This is a genomic window from Rhizobium leucaenae USDA 9039 (assembly GCF_000426285.1).
GTDB lineage: Bacteria > Pseudomonadota > Alphaproteobacteria > Rhizobiales > Rhizobiaceae > Rhizobium > Rhizobium leucaenae.
The window spans coordinates 398366-423980 of the sequence record NZ_AUFB01000002.1 but is presented as its reverse complement, the minus strand read 5'-3'; the positions used below and the strand labels follow the sequence as shown (position 1 = coordinate 423980).

The following is a 25615-nucleotide window of genomic DNA, read 5'->3' as shown; positions in this document are numbered from 1 at the left end:
GAATTGTAGCGGCGCCACGATATGACTTTAACTTTGGTTCAGATTTCGATGTAATGATGCCCGCGGATTTCCTCCGGAGCGCTGCTTCGGATCAACGCCGCCCGCCGCAGTATAAGCCTGATCAGGATAGACCATGCGAACAGACACCGGCCAGATCATCCATCTGGCAGATTACCGTCCCACCGACTTCGTTCTGGAACGCGTGGACCTCACCTTCGATCTGCATCCGACCGAGACCAAGGTCGAAGCGCGGCTGATCTTCCACCGCCGCGAAGGTGCCGACCCCAAGGCGCCGCTCGTGCTCGACGGCGACGAACTCAGCCTCTCGGGGCTGCTGCTCGATCAGGTGGACGTTCCGGCCAGCCAATTCGAGGCGACCGCAGAAAGCCTAACCGTTCGCGACCTGCCGGAAAGCACGCCTTTCGAGTTGACGATCACGACGGTCATCAACCCCGAAGCTAATACGCAGTTGATGGGGCTCTACCGTAGCGGCGGCATCTATTGCACACAGTGCGAGGCCGAGGGCTTCCGCCGCATCACCTATTTCCCTGACCGCCCCGACGTCCTTGCTCCCTACACGGTCAACATCATCGCCGACAAAGCCGCCAATCCGCTGCTGTTGTCGAACGGCAATTTCCTCGGCGGTGCCGGCTATGGCGAGGGCAAACATTTCGCGGCCTGGTTCGATCCGCATCCGAAGCCCAGCTATCTCTTTGCGCTTGTCGCCGGCGATCTCGGCCTGGTCGAGGATACGTTCGTCACGATGTCCGGCCGTGAAGTGGCGCTGAAGATCTATGTCGAACACGGCAAGGAGCCACGGGCTGCCTATGCCATGGATGCGCTGAAGCGCTCGATGAAATGGGATGAGGAGCGGTTCGGCCGCGAATACGATCTCGATATCTTCATGATCGTCGCCGTCTCGGATTTCAACATGGGGGCGATGGAGAACAAGGGCCTCAACGTCTTCAACGACAAATACGTGCTGGCTGATCCGGAAATCGCCACTGATGCCGACTATGCCAATATAGAGGCGATCATCGCGCATGAATATTTCCACAATTGGACCGGCAATCGCATCACCTGCCGCGACTGGTTCCAGCTCTGCCTCAAGGAAGGCCTGACGGTCTATCGCGACCACGAATTTTCCGCCGACCAGCGTTCGCGGCCGGTCAAGCGCATCGCCGAAGTCCGCCATCTGAAATCGGAGCAGTTTCCCGAGGACAGCGGACCGCTTGCCCATCCGGTTCGCCCGACGAAATATCGCGAGATCAACAACTTCTATACGACGACGGTCTACGAGAAGGGCAGCGAAGTCACTCGCATGATCGCCACGCTCCTCGGCCGCGATCTGTTCAAGAAGGGCATGGATCTCTATTTCGACCGCCACGACGGCCAGGCCGTGACGATCGAGGATTTCATCAAGTGTTTCGAGGATGCGAGCGGGCGCGACCTGACGCAGTTCTCGCTCTGGTATCATCAGGCCGGCACGCCGCTGGTGACCGCTTCCGGCACCTATGACGCGGCAGCCAAGTCCTTCACGCTGTCGCTCGAGCAGATGGTTCCGGCCACTCCCGGCCAGGCGACCAAGGAACCCATGCATATTCCGCTCCGCACAGCGCTTTTCGCCGCGGACGGGGCACTGTTGACACCGACATCGGTCACCGGCGCGGAACTGACCGACGACGTCCTGCACTTGACTGCGCGGACGCAGACCGCTGTGTTCCACGACATTCCTTCGCGGCCGGTGCTGTCGCTGAACCGCAGCTTCTCGACGCCGATCAATCTTCAACTCAGCCAGAGCGCCAAGGACCTGGCGCTGATCGCTCGTTATGAAACCGACCACTTCGCCCGCTGGCAGGCGCTGATCGACCTTGGACTGCCGAACCTGCTACAGGCCGCTCGCGACGCGCGCCAAGGCATTCCGGTCACCTGCGACGCAGCCTTCGTCGACGCGCTTTTGGCGGCAGCAAACGATGAGAGCCTGGAACCCGCCTTCCGCGCCCAGGCGCTCGCCCTGCCAAGCGAGGCCGACATCGCCCGCGAACTCGGCGGCAATAACGATCCGGATGCGATCCATACCGGCCGTCAGGCCATCCTCGCGCTGATCGCCGAAGCCGGTAAAAACATTTTCGCTGCCCTCTATGACAACATGCAGACGCCAGGGCCCTTCAGCCCGGACGCCGCCAGCGCCGGACGCAGAGCCTTGCGTAATGCCGCGCTAACGTATCTGTCGCAGTCGGACAACGCGCCGGCCCGCGCCAAAGCGGCCTTTGACGCAGCGAACAATATGACCGATCTCAGTGCCGCCCTGACGATCCTTGCCCACCGGTTCCCCGAGACAGCGGAAGCCAAGGCGGCGATCGAGGGCTTCCGCGATCGCTTCGCCGGAAATGCGCTGGTCATCGACAAGTGGTTCGCCATTCAGGCGGCGATTCCGGGCGCAGCGACCTTGGAGCGGATCCAGGGTCTGATGGAAACGCCACTTTTCAAGCGCACCAATCCCAATCGCATGCGCGCCCTCGTCGGCACCTTCGCCTTTGCCAATCCGACCGGCTTCGGTCGTGCGGATGGGGCCGGCTATCGCTTCCTTGCGGAAGAAATACTCGACATCGACCAGCGCAACCCGCAGTTGGCAGCGCGAATCCTGACCTCCATGCGGTCCTGGCGCTTGCTGGAGCCTGTCCGCGCCGATCACGCCCGCTCGGCTTTGATGCAAATCGAACGCGCCGGCAACCTTTCGACGGATGTTCGCGATATTGTCGATCGCATCCTCAAGGAATGAATTTTTACTTGTCTAACTAAGATCAAGGCGGGCGATTTGAACTCGCCTTTTTCAGCCGGAACGAGTCCCCGGCGCCGGCGCCTTACCATTGCGAGTGCAAAAAAGCACGAAATCGCAGATGGTTAAGAAAGTTTTGCCCTGCCCTCTGGACAAGGCGAATCACGAGTGATTCATTAAGGCAGATTCGGGCGAGCGGCGTTGCGAATCACACGAGGGACAAGGCTAGAGCGATGGTGGACGTGCGGCGGGCAACCGCGGCCGATGGACGGCTGCGTGTTAATTTCGACGGTCTGAAATCCTGGCATAGCGGTGTTACCGATCGAGCGGGCGTACGGGCGGAGACCGTTTCGCGCCGTTTTCCGAAGGCGGAACATATACTGAAGCGGGTAATTCCCGTCCTCATCGTCTCCTTTCTGATGGTCGTCGCGGCCTCGCATTTCTTCGGCATGATGATGGAGCACGGGCGGATGACCGCGGCCGCCCGCCAGGCGACGGCGCTGTCCATCGCCGCCGCGGCCGCCGCTTTTTCCAATGACTCCAGCCTGTTTCAGACCGGCGACCGCAACGGCGCGGAAAAGAAACTCGCGGCTTACCTTCCACAGGATCGGCTCGACACCGGCGCATTCATCCTGCTCGTGCAGGCAAGCGGCCGTGTCTTCGGTTCCTCGTCCGCCGGCTCCGCCTATATCGGTTTGACGATCTCCGATTTCTTCCCTGAGGTGTCGACCATCAGAAGCTTCGGCGACCATGCCGGCGTGATCGAGACGATGATCGACGGCGCGCCCTTCTATGCGGCGATTTCGTTGATCGGAGACAAGGGCGATTTCGTCCTCTCGGCCGCTTCGATGGAGCAGATCGACAAGCTCTGGCGCGATGAGCTGACACTCAATGTCACGCTCTTTGCCGGCATTTCCTCCATCCTGCTCGTCATCCTCTATGCCTACTACACCCAGGTCAAACGCGCACGCGATGCCGACGAGATCTTCCTCGAATCCAATCTGCGCGTCGAGACCGCGCTGTCGCGCGGGCGCTGCGGCCTCTGGGATTTCGATTTCGCCAGCCGCGAATTCTTCTGGTCGCGGTCGATGTACGACATGCTCGGCCTGCCGGCTGCCGATCGGCCGCTGTCCTTCATCGATGCGGCCCGGCTGATGCATCCCGATGACAATAGCTTGCATGTACTGGCTCGCTCGGTCACCCGCGGCACCGCCGGCCAGGTGGATCAGATCCTGCGTATTCGCCATGCCAAGGGACACTATGTCTGGATGCGCGCCCGCGCCCAGGTCATCCGCACCAATTCTGGTCATGTCCACATGATCGGCATCGCTATGGATGTCACCGAACAGCATCGGCTGGCGCAGCGCTATGCCGAGGCAGACCAGCGTTTGGCCGATGCGATCGAATGCACCTCGGAAGCTTTCGTGCTCTGGGACAAGAACGATCGCCTGGTCATGTGCAACGGCCACTTCCAGCAGGCTTACGGCCTTCCGGACAACGTACTGGTGCCGGGCACCGAACGCGCCGTCGTCAACGCCGCCGCGGCCCGCCCGGTCATCGAGCGGCGCATCGTCGATCCATGCCGCTCCAACCATTCGCAAACGACGGAAGTGCAGCTTGCCGACGAGCGCTGGTTGCAGATCAACGAACGCCGCACCCGCGACGGCGGCCTCGTTTCCGTTGGCACCGACATCACGCAGTTGAAGCGCAACCAGGAGCGTCTGCGCGATTCCGAGCGCCGGTTGATGGCAACGATCAACGATCTTTCCGCCTCCCGGCAAATCCTCGAGCGGCAAAAGGCGGAGCTTTCGACCGCCAACACCAATTATCTCGCGGAAAAGGAACGCGCCGAAGCCGCCAATAAGGCCAAATCCGAATTCCTCGCCAACATGTCGCATGAGCTGCGCACGCCGCTCAACGCCATCCTCGGCTTCTCCGAAATTCTGCAGGATCAGATGTTCGGCCCGCTGGGCTCGTCGAAATACAATGAATATGCCAAGGATATCCACGACAGCGGCAAGCACCTATTGAACGTCATCAACGACATTCTCGACATGTCGAAGATCGAGGCGGGCCACCTCAAGCTCTCCTGCGAGCGGATTGATCTTGCGCCGTTGATCGAGGAATGCCTGCGCTTTACCGCCATTCCGGCCACCTACAAGAACATCCTCGTCGAACAGCGCATCTCCTCCGGCATCAAGCTGACGGCCGATCGCCGCGCCATGAAACAGATACTGCTCAATCTCCTCTCCAATGCGGTCAAGTTTACCAATGACGGCGGCCGCATCGCGGTGCGCACGCGCAAGGTCGATGACGCGGTGATGCTGACGATCGCCGACACCGGCATCGGCATTCCGAAGTCGGCGCTCGGCAAGATCGGCCAGCCGTTCGAGCAAGTGCAAAATCAATATGCCAAGAGCAAGGGCGGTTCGGGCCTTGGGCTTGCCATTTCACGGTCGCTGACGACACTGCATCGCGGCCGCATGCGCATCCGCTCGCGCGAAGGCATCGGCACCGTGATCGCCATTCGAATTCCGGACGCGGGTTAAGCTACGCCTTCACAACCGACTGGAAAACTTTGCGCACCGCTTTCGAAAGCCGCTTCAACTCCGCTTCCAGCGTCTTGATGTCGGGGCAATCGCCGGCGCGGCAAACGAGCTCGATGAGCCCGGAAGGCGCCTTCTCCGGATCGAACGGTCCGTCGACGCAGAGCCGGACCAATTGAGACAATTCGGTATAAAGATGCAGCGCCTCCAGGCAAAGGTCGAGATCGTTCCGGTTCATCAAGCTGCCGCCGAGCAGTTTGAGCGCCTCGCCGGTGCTGAGACCGTTGGCGTCGATGCCGACGCCGCGGGCGGGCGCGATCAGCCGCAAATATTGCGCGATGAATTCGATATCGATCAGGCCGCCGGGGATGAGCTTCAGATGCCAAATGCTCACGGGCGGTTTTTCCTCTTCGATCAGCGCCCGCATCTCGGTGACATCCCTGGCGACCTTGGGAATATCACGTTTTGTCGAAAGCACCTCGCCGATGATCCGCTCCGCATGCAGCACGAGGTCCTCATTACCGCAGATCAGCCGTGCACGGGATAGCGCCATATGCTCCCAGGTCCAAGCCTCGCCGCGCTGATACTTCTCGAAGGAGTTGATGCGCGTTGCGACCGGGCCTTTGTTGCCGGATGGACGCAGGCGCATGTCGACCTCGTAGAGCACGCCCTCGGCCGTCGGCGCGGAGAGTGCAGCCATCAGCCGCTGGGTCATACGGGTAAAATAGCGCGTCGCGTCGAGCGGCTTTGGCCCGGTGGATTCGCCGACATCATCGTCATAGTCATAAAGCAGGATAATATCGATATCCGAACCTGCAGTAAGCTCGAAGCTGCCGAGCTTGCCCATGCCGACGATGGCGACACGGCCGCCGGGATAATCGCCGTGGGCGGCTTGGATTTCCTTCATGACGGCGTTCAAGGCCGCTTCCACGATCAGATCGGCAAGATGGGTGAAGGCGCGGGCGGCCATGATGCCGGCGATAGAGCCCGTCAGCAGGCGGATGCCGATCAGGAAACGCTGTTCCGAGGCGAAGATGCGCAGCCGGTCCAGCACCTCCTCATAGTGTCCCGCCGGCGCCAGAAAGCTATTAATCCGCTCGGCCAAGTAATCGCGCGTCGGCAGCTCCGCCATCAGCCCGGGATCCAACATGCCGTCAAAGACATGCGGCTTAGCGGCGATGATTTCCGCAAGCCGCGGCGCCGAAGACATGATGTTGACGATGAGCGAGAGCAACACCGGATTTGTACTGAGGAGCGAGAAAAGCTGAATGCCCGCCGGCAGGCCGGAGATGAAATTGTCGAAACGCAGCAGCGCGTCGTCCGCTCGCTTGCTCTCACCGAACACGCGCAGCAATTCCGGCGTCAATTCGGTCAATCGCTCACGGGCCTCGACTGATTGCGTGGCCCGATAGCGGCCATAGTGCCATGTGCGGATGACATGGGAAATATCGGAAGGACGCTCGAAGCCGAGGCGGCGCAGCGTCTTCAGCGTATCGGGATCGTCGCCCTGACCGGTGAACACGAGGTTGCCGGTTTCGGTCGAAAGCTTGGTCTCCTGCTCGAACAAGCGGGCATAGCGCCGCTCCACTGTCTTCAGCGTGGCAACCAACGCCTCGGAAAAGCTGGGTAGATCGGAAAAGCCCATCATGAAGGCGATGCGCTTCAACTCGACATCCGTTTCGGGAAGCAGATGCGTCTGCTCGTCACGCACCATCTGGATGCGGTGCTCGACATCACGCAGAAACCAATAGGCCTCTGTCAGTTCGTCGCGCGTTTCCGCATCGATCCACTTCGCCTTGGTCAGCTCAGCCAATGTTCCTTCGGTGGCGCGGCCGCGCAATGCCGGCATGCGGCCGCCGGCGATCAGCTGCTGCGTCTGCACGAAGAACTCGATTTCGCGGATACCGCCGCGGCCGAGTTTGACGTTATGGCCCTTGACGGCAATCGCGCCGTGCCCCTTATGCGCATGGATCTGCCGCTTGATGGAATGGATATCCGATATCGCCGCATAATCGAGATATTTGCGGAAAACGAAGGGCACGAGGTCGCGGATGAAGGCCTGGCCTGCCGCGATGTCTCCGCCGACGGCGCGTGCCTTGATGAAGGCGGCACGTTCCCAGTTCTGCCCCCTGCCCTCATAATAAATCATGGCCGCCTCGATGGGGATAGCAAGCGGCGTGGAGCCCGGATCGGGGCGCAGGCGAAGATCGGTGCGAAAAACGTAGCCATCGGCGGTCCGCTCCTGCAGGATGCGCACCAGGCGACGCATCAGCCGCGGGAAGATGTCGATCGCATCCTCGGAATTGGGAACGATGCCGGCCATTTCGTCGAAGAAAACGACCAGATCGATATCGGAGGAATAATTCAGCTCCTCGGCGCCGAGCTTGCCCATGCCGAGCACGATCAGGCCGGAACCGCGGCTTGGCGTCGAGGGGTCGCGGAGAACGATCTTGCCCGTTTCATGCGACGACAGGAGCAGATGGTCGATCGCTGCCGAAATCGAGGCTTCGGCAAGGGCGCTCAACCAGCGCGTCGTCGCTCTGCCGTCGAAAATGCGGGCGAGATCGGCAAGCGCGATCAGGAACGAGGCGCGGCGTTTGGCGATGCGCAAACGGCTCATGACCTCGGATTCTGCAGGCGACGGTGCACCGTCCTGCGCGGGCAGCCACGCGCGGCGTGCCGCGGCCACCAGAAGCTCGATCTGCGACGACAGCGATTTGCTGATCGCCGCGACGAGGAGCGCCGGGTCGAGATTGGCGGTTTCGCGAAGATATGGCGAGAGCGTCAGTGCGGCGACAATGAAGTCGCGGAGCGGACCGTCACTGCCGAGAAGAGCGGCGATTGCCGGTTCCGATGCGGCAATATCCTTGAGGTCGGCGAGCGTCGCCTTCAGCTCCGTCTGATTGAGCGGGCGAAGCCGCCCGGGCGGAACATCCTGCAGAAAATCGCTTTCCGTCGTCATGCAGCTCTCCTCCAACGGCGCCCGTAGGTCCGATCGGACGTGCAAGGCACGCAGTCACATCTTGAATCCTGCATGATCTCTAGAATCGGAAGCCGATACAGAGATCATGCATGAGGCAATCCGGTAGGGCAGGATTAATCTATTGTTCCTGCGTGGGGAAGATCATGGTTACCGTCAGGCCGCGAGCGTCGGGGGTGGCCGGATCGGTATCGGACAGTTCCAGCCGCCCGCCATGCAGCTCCATCACTGCTTCCACCAAAGCAAGACCAAGGCCGGTGCCCGGCTTCGAGCGGCTTTCGTCCAGGCGGATGAAGCGTTTGACCACCTCCGTTCGCTGGTGGGCAGGGATGCCCGGACCGTGGTCCGCGACGGCGAGGTTCACGGCATCAGGCGTACGCGAGAGTTTCAACACGACCGTCTGTTTGCCGGGACAGCCCGAGGCATATTTGACGGCATTGTCGATCAGATTGAAGATCGCCTGCCCGATCAGCTCGCGATTGCCCTGCACCTCGACATCAGGCTCGATATCAGTCGTCAGCGTCAGGCCCGCTTCCTCGGCGACAGGCTCGTAAAGCTCGGCCGTGTCCGCGACAATGGAAGAGAGGTCGACGCCGGTCATCTCGGCGGCGACGGAACCGGCTTCGACACGGGAAATCATCAGCAGCGCATTGAATGTGCGGATCAATTGATCGGACTCGCCGATGATACCCTCCAGCGCAACACGGCGTCCGTCGCTGTTGGCATTGTCGAGCGCGTCGGCTGCCTTGTTGCGTAGCCGCGTCAGAGGTGTTTTCAAATCATGGGCGATGTTGTCCGACACCTGCCGCAAGCCTTCGTTCAGTTTCTCGATGCGTTCCAGCATCGAGTTCAGCGATGCCGACATGCGGTCGAATTCATCGCCGGAGCCGCCGACCGGCAGCCGCTGCGAGAGATCGCCGGCCATGATTTTGCGGCTGGCGTCGGTCATGCGGTCAATGCGCTTCAGTGCGTTGCGGCCAATACCGAACCAGATGACGAGCGCGCCAAGCCCCATGATCGCCAGCGCCAGCATCAAGGCCTGGCGCACGAGCACCCGGAAGCGTTCCGGCTCGCCCAAGTCGCGGCCGATCAGGATGCGCAGGCCATTGTCGAGCAGGAAGATGTTGGCGATCGCCAGATGTCGCCGTTCGAGGTCCGGGCCGGAGTCGGTATAGCGCTCATAGATGAACGGCAATTCCGTCCAACCTGCCTCGCCGAGGACGCCGGGTTGGACCGAAGCGACGTTGCCGGCAAGGATATCGCCGGAGGGGCTGGCGATGACATAAAGATTGGCACCCGGCTGGCGCGCACGGCGTTCCATTGTGCGCAGTAGCAGGTTCAGGCCGCCGACATCGTAGGCGCGCTTGACCTGATTGACCTCCTGCTGCACGGCATCCCGGATCTGCCCCGTCAACAACCGTTCCGACATGGCCGTTACGTAGAAGACGAGCGTGGCGGCGCAGAGCGCAAAAAGAAGGATGTAAAGGGCGGAAAGGCGGACTGCGGTGGACTTGAAGAGAACGCGAAAGCGGCTCATCCCTCGTCCTTGATCATGTAGCCGGCGCCGCGGATCGTTTTCAGCAGCGGCTGGCTGAAATCTTTTTCGATCTTCGAACGCAAGCGCGAGACGTGTACGTCGATCACGTTCGTCTGGGGATCGAAATGGTAATCCCAGACGTTTTCGAGAAGCATGGTGCGCGTCACCACCTGGCCGGCGTTCTTCATCAGATATTCCAGCAGGCGGAATTCGCGCGGCTGCAGAAGGATCTCCTTGCCGCCGCGGCGAACCTCATGCGACAGCCGGTCGAGTTCGAGATCGCCGACACGATAGAGCACATCCTGTTCCGGGGTGCCCTTGCGGCGGCCGAGAACTTCGACGCGGGCGAGCAACTCGCTGAACGCGTAGGGCTTCGGCAAATAGTCGTCGCCGCCTGCACGCAGGCCGGTGACGCGGTCGTCGACCTGGCCGAGAGCGGAGAGAATGAGAACAGGCGTATGCACGCCCTTGCGGCGCAACTCGCTGATGACGGAAAGACCATCGCGGCGCGGCAGCATGCGATCGATGATGGCGACATCGTAGGCGTTCTCGGTGGCCATGAACAGGCCGCTCTCACCGTCGCTCGCATGGTCGGCGACAATGCCGGCCTCGCGAAACGCCTTGGTGAGATAGGCGGCAGCCTCGAGATCATCTTCGATAATCAAAATCTTCATATGGGCAACATTACCCGTCGGCGATGCCTCAGCACAACCGGAATCGGAGGAGTTCACAGCATGTTGGCCAGCGGTTGTCATCTTCTACCTGCCCTGAAAGCAATTCGTCGATAAGCCATGGTCTCGCGCATCGCGCATGTTTGACGACCATGCCCTGGAAACAAAGGAGCCGCGCAAGCCGTGGCCTGCGCGGCTCCCAATGCACTCAATTGGCCGAAGATCAGCCCGCGGTGATCGGCAGAGCGACGAAGCGGCTGCCGTCCTTGGACTGTATCTGGAACAGCGCACGGGTGCGGCCGTCCTTCTTCGCCTGGTCGATAACCTTGGCGATGTCACCGGCATTGGAGATCTGCTGGTTGTTGACCGAAGTGATCTTCTCGCCTTCCTTCACGCCTTTGTCGGCGGCATCGGAGTCCGGATCGACACCCGTGATCGCGACACCCTTGCCGTCATCGGAAGGACCGACGGTGAGGCCAAGCTCGGCAAGTGCCTTTTCCGAGGACGGCTGCTGCTGCTGGGGTGGCTGCGAGTTATCGTCGTTCGAAGCCTGGTTCTGGTCGGCTGGAAGCGTGCCGAGTTCGACGGTGACCGACTGAGCCTTACCACTACGCCACAGCGAGACATCGACCTTGGAGCCCGGCTGCATCGCACCGATACGACGGGCGAGATCGCGCGGGTCCTTAACCGGATCGCCGTTGACAGCGGTCACGACGTCGCCGTTCTTGATGCCTGCCTTCTGGCCCGGAGAGCCATCCTGCGGGGAGACGACGAGCGCGCCGCTCGGCTCGGACAGGCCGAGCGATTCGGCGATATCCTTGGTCACCGGCTGGATCTGCACGCCGAGCCAGCCGCGCGACACGGTACCGGTCTTGATCAGATCGGTGACGACGTTCTTGGCAGTATCGGCGGGGATTGCGAAGGCGATACCGACGCTGCCGCCCGACGGCGAGAAGATGGCGGTGTTGATGCCGACAACCTGGCCGCTGAGGTTGAAGGTCGGCCCGCCGGAGTTTCCGCGGTTCACGGCTGCGTCGACCTGGATGAAGTCGTCATAGGGACCGGAGCCGATATCACGACCACGAGCCGAGACGATGCCGGCGGTGACCGTGCCGCCAAGGCCGAAGGGATTGCCGACGGCAACGACCCAGTCGCCGACGCGAACCTTGTCGTCATCCGCCCAATTGACATAGGTGAATTTCTTGCCCTTGCCATCGACCTTCAGCACGGCAAGATCGGTGCGGGGGTCTTTGCCGATCAGCTTGGCGTCGAGTTCGGTGCCGTCATTGAGGACGACGACGAAGGCCGCACCATCGGAAACGACGTGATTGTTGGTGACGAGATAGCCGTCTTCGGAAATGAAGAAGCCGGAGCCCTGGGCAACGGGGCGCAGGCGGCCCTTGTTATCCGGCTGGCCCTTCTGCTGGCCCTGGTTATGTCCCTGCTGCTGTTCGAACTGCTTGAAGAACTTCTTCAGAGGATGATCGTCCGGAAGTTCGTCGAAGCCGCGGCCGAGGCCGAAGGAATCGTCTTCATCGGCGACCGGATTGACGCGGGATTCGACGCGAACGGAAACGACTGCCGGGGATACGGCGTCGACGACATTGGCGAAGCTCGGAACCTGCGGAGCCTGGACATTGACGGCATCGGCATAGGAACGGCTGATTTCAGCCGGGACACCGGTGGCGAGAGCAGCGACTGCGAGGCCGGCGACGACAGAAGCTTTCATAGCAGTGCTACGGGACAAAGTGTCCTTGATATTCCTGAACATATGCGAGTTACCTTTTCTTCTCTCGTCCGATTTTTCTTGAACCGGCAGAACCGGCGGTGATGGGTTGTGGGAAAGATATAGGCCTTCGGACCTTACAGCGAACTGTCCGACCCATGAAAAATTCGTAATGTAGCGAAATGTTTTCGATGGGGTAAAGACAACTTGTCGTGCAACATCACTTGCCGAGGAGCTCGTTCAGGCGCGCTTCTTCCTCTGCCGTCAGCCGCGTGCCCGTCGCTTTACCGGCGCGGCGGCGGGCGTAGATGACAAGAGCGAGGCCACCGAAAACGAGGAGAGCGGCCGGCGCACCCCAGAGCAACAGCGTCTTGTCACTGAGCCGCGGCTTGAGCAGCACGAACTCGCCATAGCGGGAAACGATATAGTCGAGCACCTGCTGGTCGGTATCGCCATTGACGAGGCGCTTGCGCACCAGCAGGCGCAGATCGCGGGCGAGATCGGCGTTGGAATCGTCGATCGACTGGTTCTGACAGACCATGCAGCGCAATTCGGCCGAGATCGTTCGCGCGCGCGCTTCGAGCGTCTTGTCGGGCAGCACCTCATTGGGATTGACGGCAAAGGCTTGGATCGGAGCTAGCAAGAGGACGAAGAGGATGAGCAGGCGCATAAGCGCTTTTACCTTCTCCCCGGCGGGGAGAAGGCCGCGCGCAGTGCGGGTTGAGGGGGCGTTACATGGTAAGGCTGCCCTTCGCTTGCGCTTAAGGCGCGTGTCACTAACGCTCCTCCCCCTCATTCCGCAGGCTCCATCGCCGGACGGACCGGCTTTGCCTTGCGGCTCGGTGCCCCGATGCGCAGGCGGCGGTCGCTGAGGGAGACGAAACCGCCCAGCGCCATGACGATGGCGCCGCCCCAGATGCAGATGATAAAGGGCTTCCACCAGATGCGCACGACCATGCCGCCATCATTGGTGGGATCGCCGAGCGACACATAAAGCTGGCTGAGGCCGAGAGTTAGAATGCCGGCCTCGGTGGTGGCGGTGCGGCCGGCGGTGAAGAGACGCTTGGCGGACGAGACATTGGCGACGGCGACGCCGCCGCGGCTGACCGTAAAGCTGGCGCGATCCTCGGTGTAATTCGGGCCGACGCCCGGCTGAATGCCGTCGAAGCGCAGTGTATAGCCGCCGAGTTCGGCCGTGCCGCCCGGCTTCATCTCGGTGATGTTTTCGGATTGAAATGTCGAGACTGCGACGACGCCGAGCACGGTGATGCCAAGCCCGGCATGGGCGAGCACCGTTCCGAATGCCGAACGCGGCAGACCGAGCAGACGCCGCCACGCGACGTCTCCAGCTACCTTGCCGGCACCGGCGCGATACCAGAGATCGGTCAGTGCGCCGAAGAGCAGGAAGAAACCGGCGGCCAGGCCGAAAACGGCAAGCACCGGTCCGCCATGGCGGAGGTAGAACAGGATGAGGCCGGCGACCAGGGCGAGGCCGGCGGCAACGTATAGCCTCTGCAGCACGCCGAGCAGATCGCCGCGCTTCCAGGCCAGCAGCGGCCCGAAGGGAACCGCAATCAGGATCGGCGTCATCAGCAGGCCGAAGGTCATGTTGAAGAAAGGCGGCCCGACGGAAATCTTGTCGCCGGTCAGCGTTTCCAGCGCCAGCGGATAAAGCGTGCCCGTCAGCACCGTGCCGCAGGCAACCGTAAGGATGAGGTTGTTGAGCACCAATGATCCCTCACGCGAGATCGGCGCGAACAGGCCGCCGGCGGCAAGCCGCGGGGCGCGGAGTGCAAAGAGCGCCAGGGCGCCGCCGATGAAGATCAGGAGGATGCAGAGAATGAAGATGCCGCGCGTCGGATCGCTGGCGAAGGAATGCACAGAGGTGAGCACGCCGGAGCGTACCAGGAAGGTGCCGAGCAGCGACAACGAGAATGTCAGGATCGCCAGCAGAACCGTCCAGATCTTCAGCGCATCGCGCTTCTCCATGACAACAGCGGAATGCAGGAGCGCCGTGCCGGCGAGCCAAGGCATGAAGGAGGCGTTCTCCACCGGGTCCCAGAACCACCAGCCGCCCCAGCCGAGTTCGTAATAGGCCCAATAGGAACCCATGGCGATGCCGAGCGTCAGAAAGGTCCAGGCCGCCAGCGTCCAGGGGCGAACCCATCGCGCCCAGGCGGCATCGATGCGGCCTTCGAGCAAAGCGGCGACCGCGAAGGAGAAACAGATCGAGAAGCCGACATAGCCGAGATAAAGCAGCGGCGGATGGATCGCCAGGCCGATATCCTGCAGCACCGGATTGAGGTCTTTGCCCTCGGCAGGCGCCGGATTGAGACGGAGAAACGGGTTGGAGGTCAGAAGGATGAAAATCAAAAAGGCGGCTGATATCCAAGACTGCACTGCCAGCACATTGGCCCGCAGCGTATCCGGCAGATTGCGCCCGAACAGCGCCACCATCGCGCTGAACAGCGCCAGGATCAGCAGCCAGAGCATCATCGACCCTTCGTGATTGCCCCAGACACCGGAGATCTTGAAGATTAGCGGCATCAGCGAATGGGAATTCTCCCAGACGTTCAGGACCGAAAAATCGGAGACGACATAGGCGTAGGTCAAAACACCGAAGGAAAAGGCAACCAGCGCGAACATGACGACGGCGCCGACCGGCGCGATGGCCATCATCGACAATTCGCCCCGCCGTGCGCCGACGACCGGGATGATCGACACGATGATCGCGGTCGCAAGCGCCAGCACCAGCGCATAGTGTCCGAGCTCGATGATCATTGGCTTGCTTCCTCGCCCTTCCAGACGCCGTCCGCCTTCAGCTTGTCGGCGACTTCCTTTGGCATATAGCGCTCGTCATGCTTGGCAAGCACACTATCGGCAACAAAGACGTCGCTGCCGGGCTCGAATCTGCCTTCCGTGACCACGCCCTGCCCCTCGCGGAAGAGATCCGGCAGGATACCATTATATTTTACTTTGATCGCATCGGTGCCGTCGGTGACGGAAAACTGAACCTGCGTCCCCTGGCCGCGCACCAGGCTGCCCTGACCGACGAGGCCGCCGAGGCGGATCAGCGTACCGGCACTGACCGGATTCTTCGCGAGGTCGGCCGGCATATAAAAATAAGCAACGGACTGGCTGAAGGCGAAGAGGACCAGCAGCACCGCGGCGGCGATGAAGCTCATGCCGCCGGCAATGACGGCCAGACGTTTCTGCTTGCGGGTCACTGCTGCGTTACCTCCGTCGGCAATCCGAGCTCCTTTGCCAATGCCAGAAGCTGCTTGCCTTCGCCGCCATCGGCGGGGAATGTTTTCAGACCGCGTTTCAATGCATCCACTGCACGGTCCTTGTCATTCAGCACGGCATAGGATCGGATCAGCCGCATCCATCCTTCGAAATTCCTGGGATCTTCCTTAAGCTTGGCGTCGAGGCTTTCGACCATGCCGCGGATCATCCGCTGACGATCGCCGTTGTTCATGGCATCGGCGGCGGCAACCTGCTCGCCGGTCGGGTTGCCGGGCGCATTGGCATTTGCCGTTCCAGCCGCCGTCGTATCTGCCACGCCGCCGCCGTTCTTGGCGATATGATCGTTGACGGCAGCCATCCAGGGCGCATCGGCGGGCGACTGCTTCGCCAGTGCCTCAAAGGCAGTCTTTGCCTGCGCCGCCTTGCCATCCTGCTCCAGCGCCAGGGCGAGATAGAAGAGCGCACGGGGATTATCGCCGTCAAGTGCAAGGGATTGCTGCAATGTGCTGCGCGCCTCCGCCGTCACGACGCCGTCGGCCTTCATGATCAGAATTTCACCCAGGTTGCCGAGTCGTTCCGCATTGGGGCCGAGCAGACGGATGACATTGCGGTAGGCAACCTCCGCGTCGCCGATGCGGTTGGTCTTCAGGTAGATCGGCGCCAGCACTTCCCAACCCTTACCGTCATCCGGATGCTGCGCCAGATGCTGCTCGACCTTGACGATCGAGATGGCGAGATCATTGCCGGGATGATCGAGGCGGGCTTGCAGCGGCTGCGACGGCAGACCGGGATCACCCTTGGCGAGATAGAGACAGAGACAGACGATCGGCAGCAGGACGATAATGAAGGCCTGGGAAAAGTAATGGCCGCCCCCGGGCTTTTTCGCGACACCCGGTTCAGCATTCGAAACGGCGAGAAGGCGGCGGCCGATTTCGGCGCGGGCGTAGCCTGCCTCTTCCGGGGAAATCAGGCCGCCAGCGAGATCGCGGTCCAGCTCCCGAAGTTGATCGCGATAGACGGCAGCTTCGCCGGCACGACCGTCGTCGGCCACCTTTGCTCCACGCAGAAGGGGATAGAGCAGGACGGCACCGACAACGGCCGTCAGAACGGCCACGAGAATCCAGAACAGCATAGACGCCCAATACTTTAACGGGGCGCTTATTCCAACTGTCAAAGCCCCGCTGACGAAGATTTGAGGCGTTTAGCCGCGATTTCCAGAGTGGTGACTTTAGTTCAGCGGCGTCCAGGTGCCATCGTCGTTGCGGCAGGCAGCGCCCCTCGCCTGGGTCGGCTTGTCGTCGACCGTGATGGTATGGGTATATTGCCGGCAATTTTGCGAGCCGACCTGATAGGGAGCGGCGGCCACGACCTGGCCGCTGACGTTCTTGCCGCTCCAGGCGACGGGCTGACCGAGCGGTGCGGTTTCCAGGGCTCGATATTCTGCCTCCAACGCCCGCTGCTTGTCATTGTCGCTGAGCTTGATGCCGGTACGGCCGACGATGCCGCCATCCAAGGCCGCGATATAGCGCGCCGAGGCCGCCGGCTTGCTCGAGGAGGAAAGAAAGCCCGTGACGCCGCCTTTGCCGCTCGTGGTCGAGCAGCCGGAAAGAGCGATGACGGCAAGAAGGGACGGAGCAAGGAAAAAAGTACGAAGCTTCATACAACCGAACCAGTATCAACGAGTAAAACTAGAGGTACTGCGATGCGGCAACACCATGGCGCACCGCGTCTTTCTGGCATCATGCCGCGCATCACGCAACATCCTTTGTTACCCCCGGTAGAATTAGGCTGGCGCGCAGTCCGCCCCAGGAGCCACGGGACAGCTCGAAGCGCCCCTGATATTCGTTGGTGATCTCGGTAACGATCGACAGGCCGAGACCGGTGCCCGGCTTGCTTTCGTCCAGCCGGCGGCCACGCTTCATCGCCTCGCGGATCTGATCCGGCTCCAGGCCCGGCCCATCGTCCTCGACCACCAGCTCCACCCAGTGGCGTCGCGCCGGGTCGATGCCCTTTACCTCGGCTGGTGCCTCGTTGGCGGCGACGCGCACCTTGTGTTCGGCAAAACGTGCGGCATTTTCCAGGAGATTGCCGACCGTTTCCTCCAGATCCTGCTGCTCCATGGCGAGCGACAGGTGCGGCGAAACGGAAAGCTCGAATTCCTTATCGGTATTGAGCCGCCGCATGACGCGCACCAGCCGCTCCAGCGCCGGCTCCGCCTCGGTACGGGCAAGTACGGATTCGCGCTGCGCGGCGATGCGGGCACGGTTGAGGTAGGATTGCACCTGTCCCTGCATGACCTCGGCCTGGTTCTTGACGAGATCGCCGTGCGAACGTTCCAGCACGCGGGACTCGTTCAGCAAAACCGCGATCGGCGTCTTCAACGAATGGGCGAGATTGCCGACCTGCATGCGGGCCCGCTCCACAATGCGGCGGTTGCTGTCGATGAGGGCATTGACTTCGTTGGCGAGCGGCAGGATTTCGCGCGGGAAATCCCCGTGCAATCGCTCGCTCTCGCCGGCGCGGATGCGCTCAAGCGCCCCGCGTGCCTTATCGAGCGGCATCAAGCCGTAGAGAATTGCGAGCGCATTGACGACGAGACTGCCGACGCCGAAGCCGACGAGGGCGAAATAGAGGCTATGGGAGAAATTGCGGACATCATCCTCCACCACGGCGACATTGCCCGTGACGCGGAAGCGCGCGGCGCGTCCGTCGGTATCGAGCACGACCTCGGTCTCGGCGACCTGCACCTGATTTCCGAAGGCGTCTGTGACGATGTAGTAGCGCTCGTAATTCTTGTCGAATGGCGCTTCAAGCACCGAAAGAACGGGCAGGCTCGAAGCGCCGAGCGAGGGGGAAACCAACGGCGTTGCCGTATAGGTGCCGAGCGGTTCGACCATCCAGTACCAACCGGTCTTCGGCTGAGCAAAACGCAGGTCGCCGAGCTGCGGACTGCCCGACAGCGCGCCCTGGTCACCGATTGTCACGGAGTTGATGACGTTATAGAGCTGCGCTCGCAGCAGGTCCTGAAAACCGCGTTCGGCGCTCTTGCGATAGATATTGGAAATGACGAGGCCGATCACCACCAACGCCACGGCGGACCAGAGTGTGGTCAACAGCAGAACGCGCGCGGTAAGTGACTTAATTCGCATTGGTCGGCGCTTGGATACGATAGCCGAGACCCCGTACTGTTTCGATCAGGTCGACGCCCATCTTCTTTCGCAGACGGCCGACGAAAACTTCAATCGTGTTGGAATCGCGGTCGAAATCCTGGTCGTACATATGCTCGACCAGCTCCGTGCGCGAAACGACCTCACCCTTGTGATGCATGAGATAGGCAAGCAGCCTGTACTCATGCGAGGTGAGCTTCAGCGGTTTGCCGTCGACGGTGGCCTTCGAGCTCTTGGTGTCGAGACGGACCGGGCCGCAGATGATTTCAGACGAGGAATGACCGGCGGCACGGCGGATCAACGCCCGGATGCGAGCCAGCACCTCTTCCACGTGAAAAGGCTTGGCGACATAATCGTCGGCGCCTGCATCGATGCCGGCGACCTTGTCGCTCCAGCGATCGCGAGCAGTCAGGATCAGTACCGGCATCCCCCGGCCCGCACCACGCCATTTTTCCAGCACGGTGATCCCGTCCATTTCCGGCAGGCCAATATCAAGAATGATGGCGTCATAGGGCTCGGTCTCGCCGAGGAAATGCCCCTCTTCGCCGTCGAAAGCGGTATCGACCACATAGCCTGCCTCTTTCAAGGCTTCGGCAAGCTGCCGATTCAAATTGACATCGTCTTCGACTATAAGAATGCGCATCTTTCGACCCGATTTCCCCGGTTTGAGAAATAGTACTGCAAATGAGGCTCGCGTGGAATCACTCGGCCATTAAAGATTTTGCCTGAAATTCAAAGCGTTGGAGAGTCCTTTGCGCGTCAGCGTGAAAGTGTTTCCACCTACATCGGCACCTTCATGGTCACCTTGCGCGGCCGCTGGCCATTGCCCTGGACGAGAACGGTGATGACACAGCTATCGCCCGACGGCTGTGCGGAAAGGAGCTGCCCCCCTGTCTTTGCAACCACTTCGGCGGCGGCCTCGCTGCAGTCGCTGTTCGCACGCGCCACCAGGGTCGGCGTCGGCAGAACAGCCGAGCCGGCCATGATGGCGGCCGCTGCTGCTATGCTCAGAAATGATGCCATGCTCCAGACTTCCCACGGGGACATTAACTTGAGCAAATATTTACCCAAACGCGTCTGAATGGCAAATGAATGGGGCGTAATTTTCCACGCGCAGAACGTGCGAGCCGGCGTCCATCCGTTCTAAGTCCTTGCGCTAATTCGACCTGATAGCGACGACCTCAGTGATGTGACCGGCTGCGGCTCGCCAAGACCATCCACGGTGTCGATTTCCGACGTACACCGAAAAAGTCAGCCATTTTTAATCTATCTTGATTATCATCAACGCATGAACTCGCCGTGAGCGGCGATGCTTTATTGGCTAATGCAACTGGCCTTCAAGTGTTTTGCGCACGTAAAACACGGGGATTTTCTTGAGTCTTTTGAATCGCTTCGCGCCATGTTTTCGAGCATTGAATCCAAGGCGTGAAAAGTTGAATCAGAAACTTCGCGCGATGAATCCGCGAGCGGCGAACTTGATTCCGCGAGACTGTCCAAACCATTGAAAAGATTAACGAATAAGCGTCATTTCAGCGAAGGATCTTGCTAAACCGGCTTTCGCACCGCCGTCGCGCTCTCGTAATCCGCCGCAATCCGCATTTCGCGCAACGGGCGGACGCGCTCGATGGAGAGCTGATAGTTCGGATGCGCCTTATAGGCGGCCAACGCGGCTTCATCGTCGAATTCGCCGTAGACCACGAGGTCGATATCGGTGCCGAGCTGATCGGTCTTCACATTCGTTCCGATCTCCAGCAGGCGCGCGTGCGGAATAGCGGTCAGGATCGACAGGCCGGACTTTACGGTTTCGAGATTGGCGCGATCGGGAACGGTGAAGAAAACGATATGACGGATCACGCGGAGGCTCCCTATGCAGCGGCGAAGGCACCGGGCGATACCATGCGTATTCGGTCATTTCAACGAGAAGCCGGCCTGGCAGGGACGGCCCTTTCGTCGCACGAGGCGGAAAGAAGCGGACGCTACAGAGCACTCCGCTTCTATGTTAATCTTTCAAGCATGACCGACGACGACCTGATTTCCTTTGCGCACAGCCTGCCCGAGACGGTGGAGAGTTCGCATTTTGGGAACCTGGATTTTCGCGTTCGCGGCAAAATTTATCTGACCCTTCCAAGCCCGGAATTTTGTGTTGTCAAGCTGACGCCAGACCAGCAGCAGATGGTACTGGCGACCGTATCGGAACACATCCTCCCCGTGCCGGGTGCGTGGGGGCTTAAGGGCTGGACACGACTTCTCCATCATATCTTGGACGACGATGTCACCCGCGCGCTCGTGCGGCAGGGCTGGCGGAATGTGGCGCCTAAATCTATGGCTTTGCCGGAGGACTAGCCTCCATGTCGTCTTCCACGGTCAACGGCCAATCGACGATATATTCCTCGAAATCATCGAGATCGACATCGTTTTCGCTGACCGTGCGACCGCGTGCGGAGACGCGGGCGATGTGTACCGTTTCCGGATCGCCTGAAATCAGCGGATGCCACCAGTAGAGGTCGCGCCCCTCGTTAACGAGGCGATAGGCGCAGGTGGGCGGCAGCCATTCCAGCTCCGGAACTTTTTCCGGCGTCAGTTGCACGCAATCGGGCACGAAATCCCAGCGGTTGGGGTAGCTGGTGCAGCGACAGCTTTCGCCATCCATCAACTTGCAGCGGATCGAGGTGAAATAGACGTCGCCCGAATCCCACTCCTCGAGCTTGTTGAGACAACAGAGACCGCAGCCGTCACAGAGGCTCTCCCATTCGGGTGTGCTCATCTCCGTCAGGGTCTTGCTTTTCCAGAAAGGTATGTCGTCCATCGTCGTCGTCCTCGCCGCTCGCGAGGGAAATGCGGGCTGCGGCATGCATGTCTCTTGTTCTTTTCCCTAAATCAACCAATTATTCAATTGGCCGGTCTATGAGAGGTAGGCTTCGCGTCTTCCAAGGGAATACGCGGCGCGGCATTGTGGTCGGGAAGTAGAGCGTGGAAGACCCATCCAACCCAGAAAGCGGGCCAGAGACCAAGCCCGATGCACAGCCGGAAGGCCAAGCGGAACAGCGGCCACGCCGGAAGCGCCATTTTTTCCTGCGCATCGACTCCTGGATCGACTCCACCCTATGGAACGCAGGCTTTCGCCTCGCGGAGTTCTGGGAAGACATCACCATTTTCTTTCGCAGGTTTCGCACCCGTGGCTGGAAGCGCATCCTGTTCGAACTGCTTGGCGAGGGGCTGACGCTCGGCACCGCCGGTTCCATCGTCATGCTCATGCTCGCCATGCCGGCTTTCGAAGCCACGCAAGGGGACTGGCGCAACCGCGGCAACTTCGCCGTCACCTTCCTCGACCGTTACGGCAATGTCATCGGCCATCGCGGCATCATTCACGAGAATTCGGTGCCGGTGGACCAATTGCCGGATTATTTTATCAAGGCGGTGCTGGCGACCGAAGATCGCCGCTTCTTCGACCATTTCGGCATCGATGTCTTCGGCCTGTTCCGGGCCCTCACGGTCAATGCGCAGGCTGGCGGCGTCGTCCAGGGCGGCTCTACGCTGACGCAGCAGCTTGCCAAGAACATCTTCCTCAGCAACGAGCGCTCGATCGACCGCAAGATCAAGGAAGCCTTCCTGGCAATCTGGCTGGAGGCCAATCTCTCCAAGAAGCAAATCCTCAGCCTCTATCTCGATCGCACCTATATGGGCGGCGGAACCTTCGGTGCGGCCGCGGCAGCGCAGTTCTATTTCGGCAAGAGCATCAGCGACGTCAATCTGGCCGAGGCGGCGATGCTCGCAGGTCTGTTCAAGGCACCGGCGAAATATGCGCCGCATGTCAATCTGCCGGCAGCACGCGCCCGCGCAAATGATGTCCTCACCAATCTCGTGCAAAGCGGTCTGATGACCGAGGGGCAAGTCATTGCTGCCAGGCGCAACCCCGCCTCCGTCGTCGACCGCGCCCAGATCGAATCCCCGGATTTCTTCCTAGACTGGGCCTTCGACGAGGTACAGCGGCTGGCTGTCCACTTCCCCGAGCGTTCGCTGATCGTCCGCACGACCATCGACATGGGCCTGCAGAAGGCCGCAGAGGATTCGATCGAATCCAGCCTGATGGAATATGGCGAGCGCTATCACGCCAGCCAGGGCGCGAGCGTCATGATCGAAAACGGTGGCGCGGTACGTGCCATGGTCGGCGGCCGGGACTACGGCGAAAGCCAGTTCAACCGGGCGACAAAGGCGCTGCGCCAGCCAGGCTCGTCCTTCAAGATCTATACCTATTCCGTCGCCATGGAGAACGGCATGACGCCGACATCGACCATCGTCGACGCGCCGATCACCTGGGGCAACTGGAGCCCGCACAACTACGAAAACCGCTATGAGGGCAAGGTGACGCTGACGCAGGCGATCGCGCAGTCGATCAACACCATTCCTGTGCGCCTCGCCAAGGAGAAATTCGGTATCCAGCCGATCCGCGACATGGCGAAGAACTTGGGCGTGGAAACCCCGATCCGCAACGATAAGACCATTCCGATCGGCACATCGGAAGTGACCGTGCTCGATCAGGCAACCGCCTATTCCGTATTCCCCGCCGACGGCATGCAGTCACGCCGGCACGGCATCGCGCAGATCACGGGCTATGACGGCAAGGTGCTTTACGATTTCAATCGCGATGAGCCGCCGGCCAAACGGGTGCTCTCCGAAAAAGCCACTTCGTATATGAACCAGATGCTGACACAGATTCCGATTATCGGCACGGGCCGGAAAGCTGCTCTCGATCACGGCATCGTCGTCGGCGGCAAGACCGGCACGACGCAGGCCTATCGCGATGCCTGGTTCATCGGCTTTACCGGCAACTACACCTGCGCTGTCTGGTTCGGCAACGACGACTATACCTCGACCAACAATATGACGGGCGGTACGCTGCCGGCCATGACCTTCAAAAAGATCATGGACTATGCCCACCAGGGCATCGTGTTGAAGCCGATCCCCGGCATCGACAATCCTTTCCCCGTGCAAAAGCCGCAGACCGTGGCCGCCAAGAAAGCTGCGACACCCGACGACAACCCTCTGCCCCCGCTCATCCGGCCGCGCTCGCTATCGGTGGATTCCACGAGGATTCTGCGCGATATCGGCGAGAAGCTGAAGGCGGCAGCGCCGCTCGCCGCACAGAAGGTCGCGGCGGCCGAGTGAAATTGGCCGGTCGGCGCTTTTATGCTCATCAATTCCGAACCGACCTGTTGCCGCCGCTCCTTTTGGTTCGGCAAGCAACCGCCTGCACTTCCCCCGCCCGTTAGAATCAGGGATAAATCGGCGCTCTGATTGGTCACGAGGACGATCTTAGAGTGTTCCGGGTTCCCCTTCTTGTTGCGCTTTCGCTGGTGATCGCCTTTGGCGGAGGAATCCTCTTCACGCTTTTTGCACTGGATGCGACCTCAGGTTTCGGCGCGATCAAGCTTGGCGCCTGGCAGGCATTTCCCGAAATGCACACGGCCGATGCCGATCCCTATGCGAAATCGCATCGCGCCCGCGCCGGGCGGTTGCTCTATGGCACTGCGGAAGGGCTGGTGTTTACCGCCTCCGACGACGATACCGGCGCACGGCTGACGGCGGGATGCAGCTATCGCATCAGCGGCCAGACGCCGCCTGCGCGGCTATGGACGCTGTTCATCGCTGGCAATGACGGCGAGCCGCTTGGTGAATCCGCCGGCCGGCCATCCGCGCTCAATTCCTGGATCGTATTACGCAATCCGGATTCGAGCTTTACCATCACCGTTTCGCCGGACGCGCATGCGGGCAATTGGCTAGCGCTGCCCGCTTCCGGCAGCTTCCGCCTGGTGTGGACACTCTTGGATTCGCCGGCGGCGGGCAATTCCGGTCTTATCGATCTATCGATGCCGAAGCTCGAGAAAATCGGGTGCGGTCATGTTTAGGGTCATCTTCGCTATTTTGACCGGCCTGCTTGGCGCCATGCTCTTGCACGTCATCATCATCCTCTCCCTGCCGCATTTTTCCGACCGCGACGCCTATACTCGTGTCGAGGATGAGGGCGACGAAAACCACTTCTATATGCTGGAGAACAAGGACGACGATGCAGGGCTTTCCAATAGCGACCCTTATATCCGCACGGCCGTCTGCGCTTTCGATATCGAAACTCAGCCGATCCGGCTGACGGCCAAGGGAAAGGTGCCGTTCTGGTCGCTGTCGATCTATGACGCCGCATCGAACGAGGTGTTCAGCATGAGCGACCGCACCTCGGTCGGCGGCGTGTTGGATTTGCTGCTCGCCTCGCCGATCCAACTCACGGGTATCCGCAAAGCGTTGCCTCCGTCGCTCGCACAATCGATCCTCGTCGAGGCGCCGCGTGCAGAGGGCTATGTCGTGCTGCGAACGATGGCGCCACAGGCAAGCTTCGACGATGCGGCCCGGGACTTCCTATCCGAAGCCGGATGCGATGTATTTGATGGGCGGTGAGATTTGGTTGCGAAGCCGGAGAGCGGATCCAGGGACCGGCGATCGCAGGAGGAGCGTGGCAGGCTGCCGCACCGAAACTGCCCGGCATGGTTGCGCCGGGGCATCTCGCAGGCATGGTGCCGAACTATTTACCCTTCGCCCGCTTCGGTCCCGTTCCGGGACGATGAGAGCTGGTATCGAGGCGCTCGTAACGCACGCCGGTAAAAAGAAGAATCTTCGCCTCGACGGACTCCTTCTGAGGCCGTAGCGGCAACCGGGATCTTCGGTCTAAAAGGGATATGATCTCTGCCATTCTCGTCTCCATTTACGGCCCGAGACGGATGAATTTGCGATTAATTTCACCCTGCCCGCTATTCCCAAGCGGGCTGGCGCTCCCCAAAGTCTTCACCGCCTCCTGCGGCTCTAACAAAAGGGCATTTGCGCCATTCTCACGGCATTCCCCAGACACCGTGACATGGACGCCCAACTGTGGCGGCCATGCGAACAATCATACGACTAAACTCTGCAAATCGCCGT

General features: G+C 60.9%; 20 protein-coding genes. 6 read left to right on the top strand and 14 right to left on the bottom strand.

Annotated features, from left to right (window positions below; genetic code table 11):
* The first annotated feature begins 133 nt into the window (after window positions 1-133).
* Window positions 134-2782 carry an aminopeptidase N gene (gene pepN, locus K290_RS0104825; protein WP_028750833.1) on the top strand — a complete coding sequence of 883 codons (2649 nt, stop codon included), beginning with the start codon at window positions 134-136 and terminating at the stop codon, window positions 2780-2782.
* Between the two features lie 230 nt (window positions 2783-3012).
* Window positions 3013-5328 (top strand): PAS domain-containing sensor histidine kinase, encoded by a 2316-nt coding sequence (locus tag K290_RS0104820; protein WP_028750832.1) that lies wholly within the window; start codon window positions 3013-3015, stop codon window positions 5326-5328.
* 1 nt (window position 5329) lies between these two features.
* Here the strand turns inward: K290_RS0104820 and K290_RS0104815 are convergent, their stop codons facing one another.
* The 13 genes from K290_RS0104815 to K290_RS0104755 all read right to left on the bottom strand — a co-directional run bounded on the left by K290_RS0104815 (window position 5330) and on the right by K290_RS0104755 (window position 20506).
* Window positions 5330-8287 (bottom strand): bifunctional [glutamine synthetase] adenylyltransferase/[glutamine synthetase]-adenylyl-L-tyrosine phosphorylase, encoded by a 2958-nt coding sequence (locus tag K290_RS0104815; protein WP_028750831.1) that lies wholly within the window; start codon window positions 8285-8287, stop codon window positions 5330-5332.
* 139 nt (window positions 8288-8426) lie between these two features.
* Window positions 8427-9842, bottom strand: a complete 1416-nt coding sequence (locus tag K290_RS0104810; RefSeq protein ID WP_028750830.1) for a sensor histidine kinase — start codon at window positions 9840-9842, stop codon at window positions 8427-8429.
* Window positions 9839-10597, bottom strand: a complete 759-nt coding sequence (locus tag K290_RS0104805) for a response regulator transcription factor (protein WP_028750829.1) — start codon at window positions 10595-10597, stop codon at window positions 9839-9841. Before K290_RS0104805 ends, K290_RS0104810 begins: the two co-directional genes overlap by 4 nt.
* Before the next feature lie 139 nt (window positions 10598-10736).
* Window positions 10737-12284 carry a Do family serine endopeptidase gene (locus K290_RS0104800; protein WP_028750828.1) on the bottom strand — a complete coding sequence of 516 codons (1548 nt, stop codon included), beginning with the start codon at window positions 12282-12284 and terminating at the stop codon, window positions 10737-10739.
* 175 nt (window positions 12285-12459) lie between these two features.
* Window positions 12460-12909 carry a cytochrome c-type biogenesis protein gene (locus tag K290_RS0104795; RefSeq protein ID WP_028750827.1) on the bottom strand — a complete coding sequence of 150 codons (450 nt, stop codon included), beginning with the start codon at window positions 12907-12909 and terminating at the stop codon, window positions 12460-12462.
* A 122-nt stretch (window positions 12910-13031) separates the two neighbouring features.
* On the bottom strand, window positions 13032-15020 hold the full coding sequence (locus K290_RS0104790; protein WP_028750826.1) for a heme lyase CcmF/NrfE family subunit: 1989 nt from the start codon (window positions 15018-15020) through the stop codon (window positions 13032-13034).
* Window positions 15017-15466, bottom strand: coding sequence for a cytochrome c maturation protein CcmE (gene ccmE, locus K290_RS0104785; RefSeq protein ID WP_028750825.1), 450 nt, complete (start codon window positions 15464-15466; stop codon window positions 15017-15019). Before ccmE ends, K290_RS0104790 begins: the two co-directional genes overlap by 4 nt.
* Complete coding sequence (gene ccmI / locus K290_RS0104780) at window positions 15463-16617, bottom strand: c-type cytochrome biogenesis protein CcmI (RefSeq protein WP_028750824.1); 1155 nt, start codon at window positions 16615-16617, stop codon at window positions 15463-15465. Before ccmI ends, ccmE begins: the two co-directional genes overlap by 4 nt.
* Window positions 16618-16713: 96 nt before the next feature.
* Window positions 16714-17145, bottom strand: a complete 432-nt coding sequence (locus K290_RS0104775) for a membrane protein (protein WP_028750823.1) — start codon at window positions 17143-17145, stop codon at window positions 16714-16716.
* Window positions 17146-17236: 91 nt separating this feature from the next.
* A complete protein-coding gene (locus tag K290_RS0104770) occupies window positions 17237-18634 on the bottom strand; it encodes a sensor histidine kinase (protein ID WP_028750822.1) in 1398 nt (465 codons plus the stop codon).
* Entirely contained in the window at window positions 18624-19295 is a 672-nt protein-coding gene (locus tag K290_RS0104765) for a response regulator transcription factor (protein WP_028750821.1), read from the bottom strand. The genes K290_RS0104770 and K290_RS0104765 overlap by 11 nt, the downstream gene beginning before the upstream one ends.
* 137 nt (window positions 19296-19432) lie before the next feature.
* Window positions 19433-19675 (bottom strand): hypothetical protein, encoded by a 243-nt coding sequence (locus tag K290_RS0104760; RefSeq protein ID WP_028750820.1) that lies wholly within the window; start codon window positions 19673-19675, stop codon window positions 19433-19435.
* Window positions 19676-20197: 522 nt separating this feature from the next.
* Window positions 20198-20506: a Dabb family protein gene (locus K290_RS0104755; protein ID WP_028750819.1), complete on the bottom strand. Its 309-nt coding sequence runs from the start codon at window positions 20504-20506 to the stop codon at window positions 20198-20200.
* Between K290_RS0104755 and K290_RS0104750 the strand changes: the two genes are divergently transcribed.
* Window positions 20495-20995: an MmcQ/YjbR family DNA-binding protein gene (locus K290_RS0104750; RefSeq protein ID WP_245276471.1), complete on the top strand. Its 501-nt coding sequence runs from the start codon at window positions 20495-20497 to the stop codon at window positions 20993-20995. The genes K290_RS0104755 and K290_RS0104750 overlap by 12 nt on opposite strands.
* On the opposite strand, the gene K290_RS0104745 is transcribed toward K290_RS0104750, so the two are convergent.
* Complete coding sequence (locus tag K290_RS0104745; RefSeq protein ID WP_028750817.1) at window positions 20973-21458, bottom strand: YcgN family cysteine cluster protein; 486 nt, start codon at window positions 21456-21458, stop codon at window positions 20973-20975. The genes K290_RS0104750 and K290_RS0104745 overlap by 23 nt on opposite strands.
* 164 nt (window positions 21459-21622) lie before the next feature.
* Between K290_RS0104745 and K290_RS0104740 the strand changes: the two genes are divergently transcribed.
* From K290_RS0104740 to K290_RS0104730, 3 genes are all read left to right on the top strand, one after another.
* Window positions 21623-23818 carry a transglycosylase domain-containing protein gene (locus tag K290_RS0104740; RefSeq protein WP_028750816.1) on the top strand — a complete coding sequence of 732 codons (2196 nt, stop codon included), beginning with the start codon at window positions 21623-21625 and terminating at the stop codon, window positions 23816-23818.
* A gap of 152 nt (window positions 23819-23970) precedes the next feature.
* The gene (locus K290_RS0104735) at window positions 23971-24558 is read left to right on the top strand and encodes a DUF1214 domain-containing protein (RefSeq protein WP_028750815.1); all 588 of its coding nucleotides are present in this window, start codon (window positions 23971-23973) and stop codon (window positions 24556-24558) included.
* Window positions 24551-25099, top strand: coding sequence for a DUF1254 domain-containing protein (locus K290_RS0104730; RefSeq protein WP_028750814.1), 549 nt, complete (start codon window positions 24551-24553; stop codon window positions 25097-25099). Before K290_RS0104735 ends, K290_RS0104730 begins: the two co-directional genes overlap by 8 nt.
* Window positions 25100-25615 lie beyond the last annotated feature (516 nt).

Excerpts from the sequence above, each read along its gene's own strand:
- pepN (WP_028750833.1), top strand. The coding sequence starts at position 134 with ATGCGAACAGACACCGGCCAGATCATCCATCTGGCAGATTACCGTCCC.
- K290_RS0104820 (WP_028750832.1), top strand. The coding sequence starts at position 3,013 with ATGGTGGACGTGCGGCGGGCAACCGCGGCCGATGGACGGCTGCGTGTT.
- K290_RS0104815 (WP_028750831.1), bottom strand. The coding sequence starts at position 8,287 with ATGACGACGGAAAGCGATTTTCTGCAGGATGTTCCGCCCGGGCGGCTT.
- K290_RS0104810 (WP_028750830.1), bottom strand. The coding sequence starts at position 9,842 with ATGAGCCGCTTTCGCGTTCTCTTCAAGTCCACCGCAGTCCGCCTTTCC.
- K290_RS0104805 (WP_028750829.1), bottom strand. The coding sequence starts at position 10,597 with ATGACAACCGCTGGCCAACATGCTGTGAACTCCTCCGATTCCGGTTGT.
- K290_RS0104800 (WP_028750828.1), bottom strand. The coding sequence starts at position 12,284 with ATGTTCAGGAATATCAAGGACACTTTGTCCCGTAGCACTGCTATGAAA.
- K290_RS0104795 (WP_028750827.1), bottom strand. The coding sequence starts at position 12,909 with ATGCGCCTGCTCATCCTCTTCGTCCTCTTGCTAGCTCCGATCCAAGCC.
- K290_RS0104790 (WP_028750826.1), bottom strand. The coding sequence starts at position 15,020 with ATGATCATCGAGCTCGGACACTATGCGCTGGTGCTGGCGCTTGCGACC.
- ccmI (WP_028750824.1), bottom strand. The coding sequence starts at position 16,617 with ATGCTGTTCTGGATTCTCGTGGCCGTTCTGACGGCCGTTGTCGGTGCC.
- K290_RS0104775 (WP_028750823.1), bottom strand. The coding sequence starts at position 17,145 with ATGAAGCTTCGTACTTTTTTCCTTGCTCCGTCCCTTCTTGCCGTCATC.
- K290_RS0104770 (WP_028750822.1), bottom strand. The coding sequence starts at position 18,634 with ATGCGAATTAAGTCACTTACCGCGCGCGTTCTGCTGTTGACCACACTC.
- K290_RS0104765 (WP_028750821.1), bottom strand. The coding sequence starts at position 19,295 with ATGCGCATTCTTATAGTCGAAGACGATGTCAATTTGAATCGGCAGCTT.
- K290_RS0104760 (WP_028750820.1), bottom strand. The coding sequence starts at position 19,675 with ATGGCATCATTTCTGAGCATAGCAGCAGCGGCCGCCATCATGGCCGGC.
- K290_RS0104750 (WP_245276471.1), top strand. The coding sequence starts at position 20,495 with ATGACGGATCACGCGGAGGCTCCCTATGCAGCGGCGAAGGCACCGGGC.
- K290_RS0104745 (WP_028750817.1), bottom strand. The coding sequence starts at position 21,458 with ATGGACGACATACCTTTCTGGAAAAGCAAGACCCTGACGGAGATGAGC.
- K290_RS0104730 (WP_028750814.1), top strand. The coding sequence starts at position 24,551 with ATGTTTAGGGTCATCTTCGCTATTTTGACCGGCCTGCTTGGCGCCATG.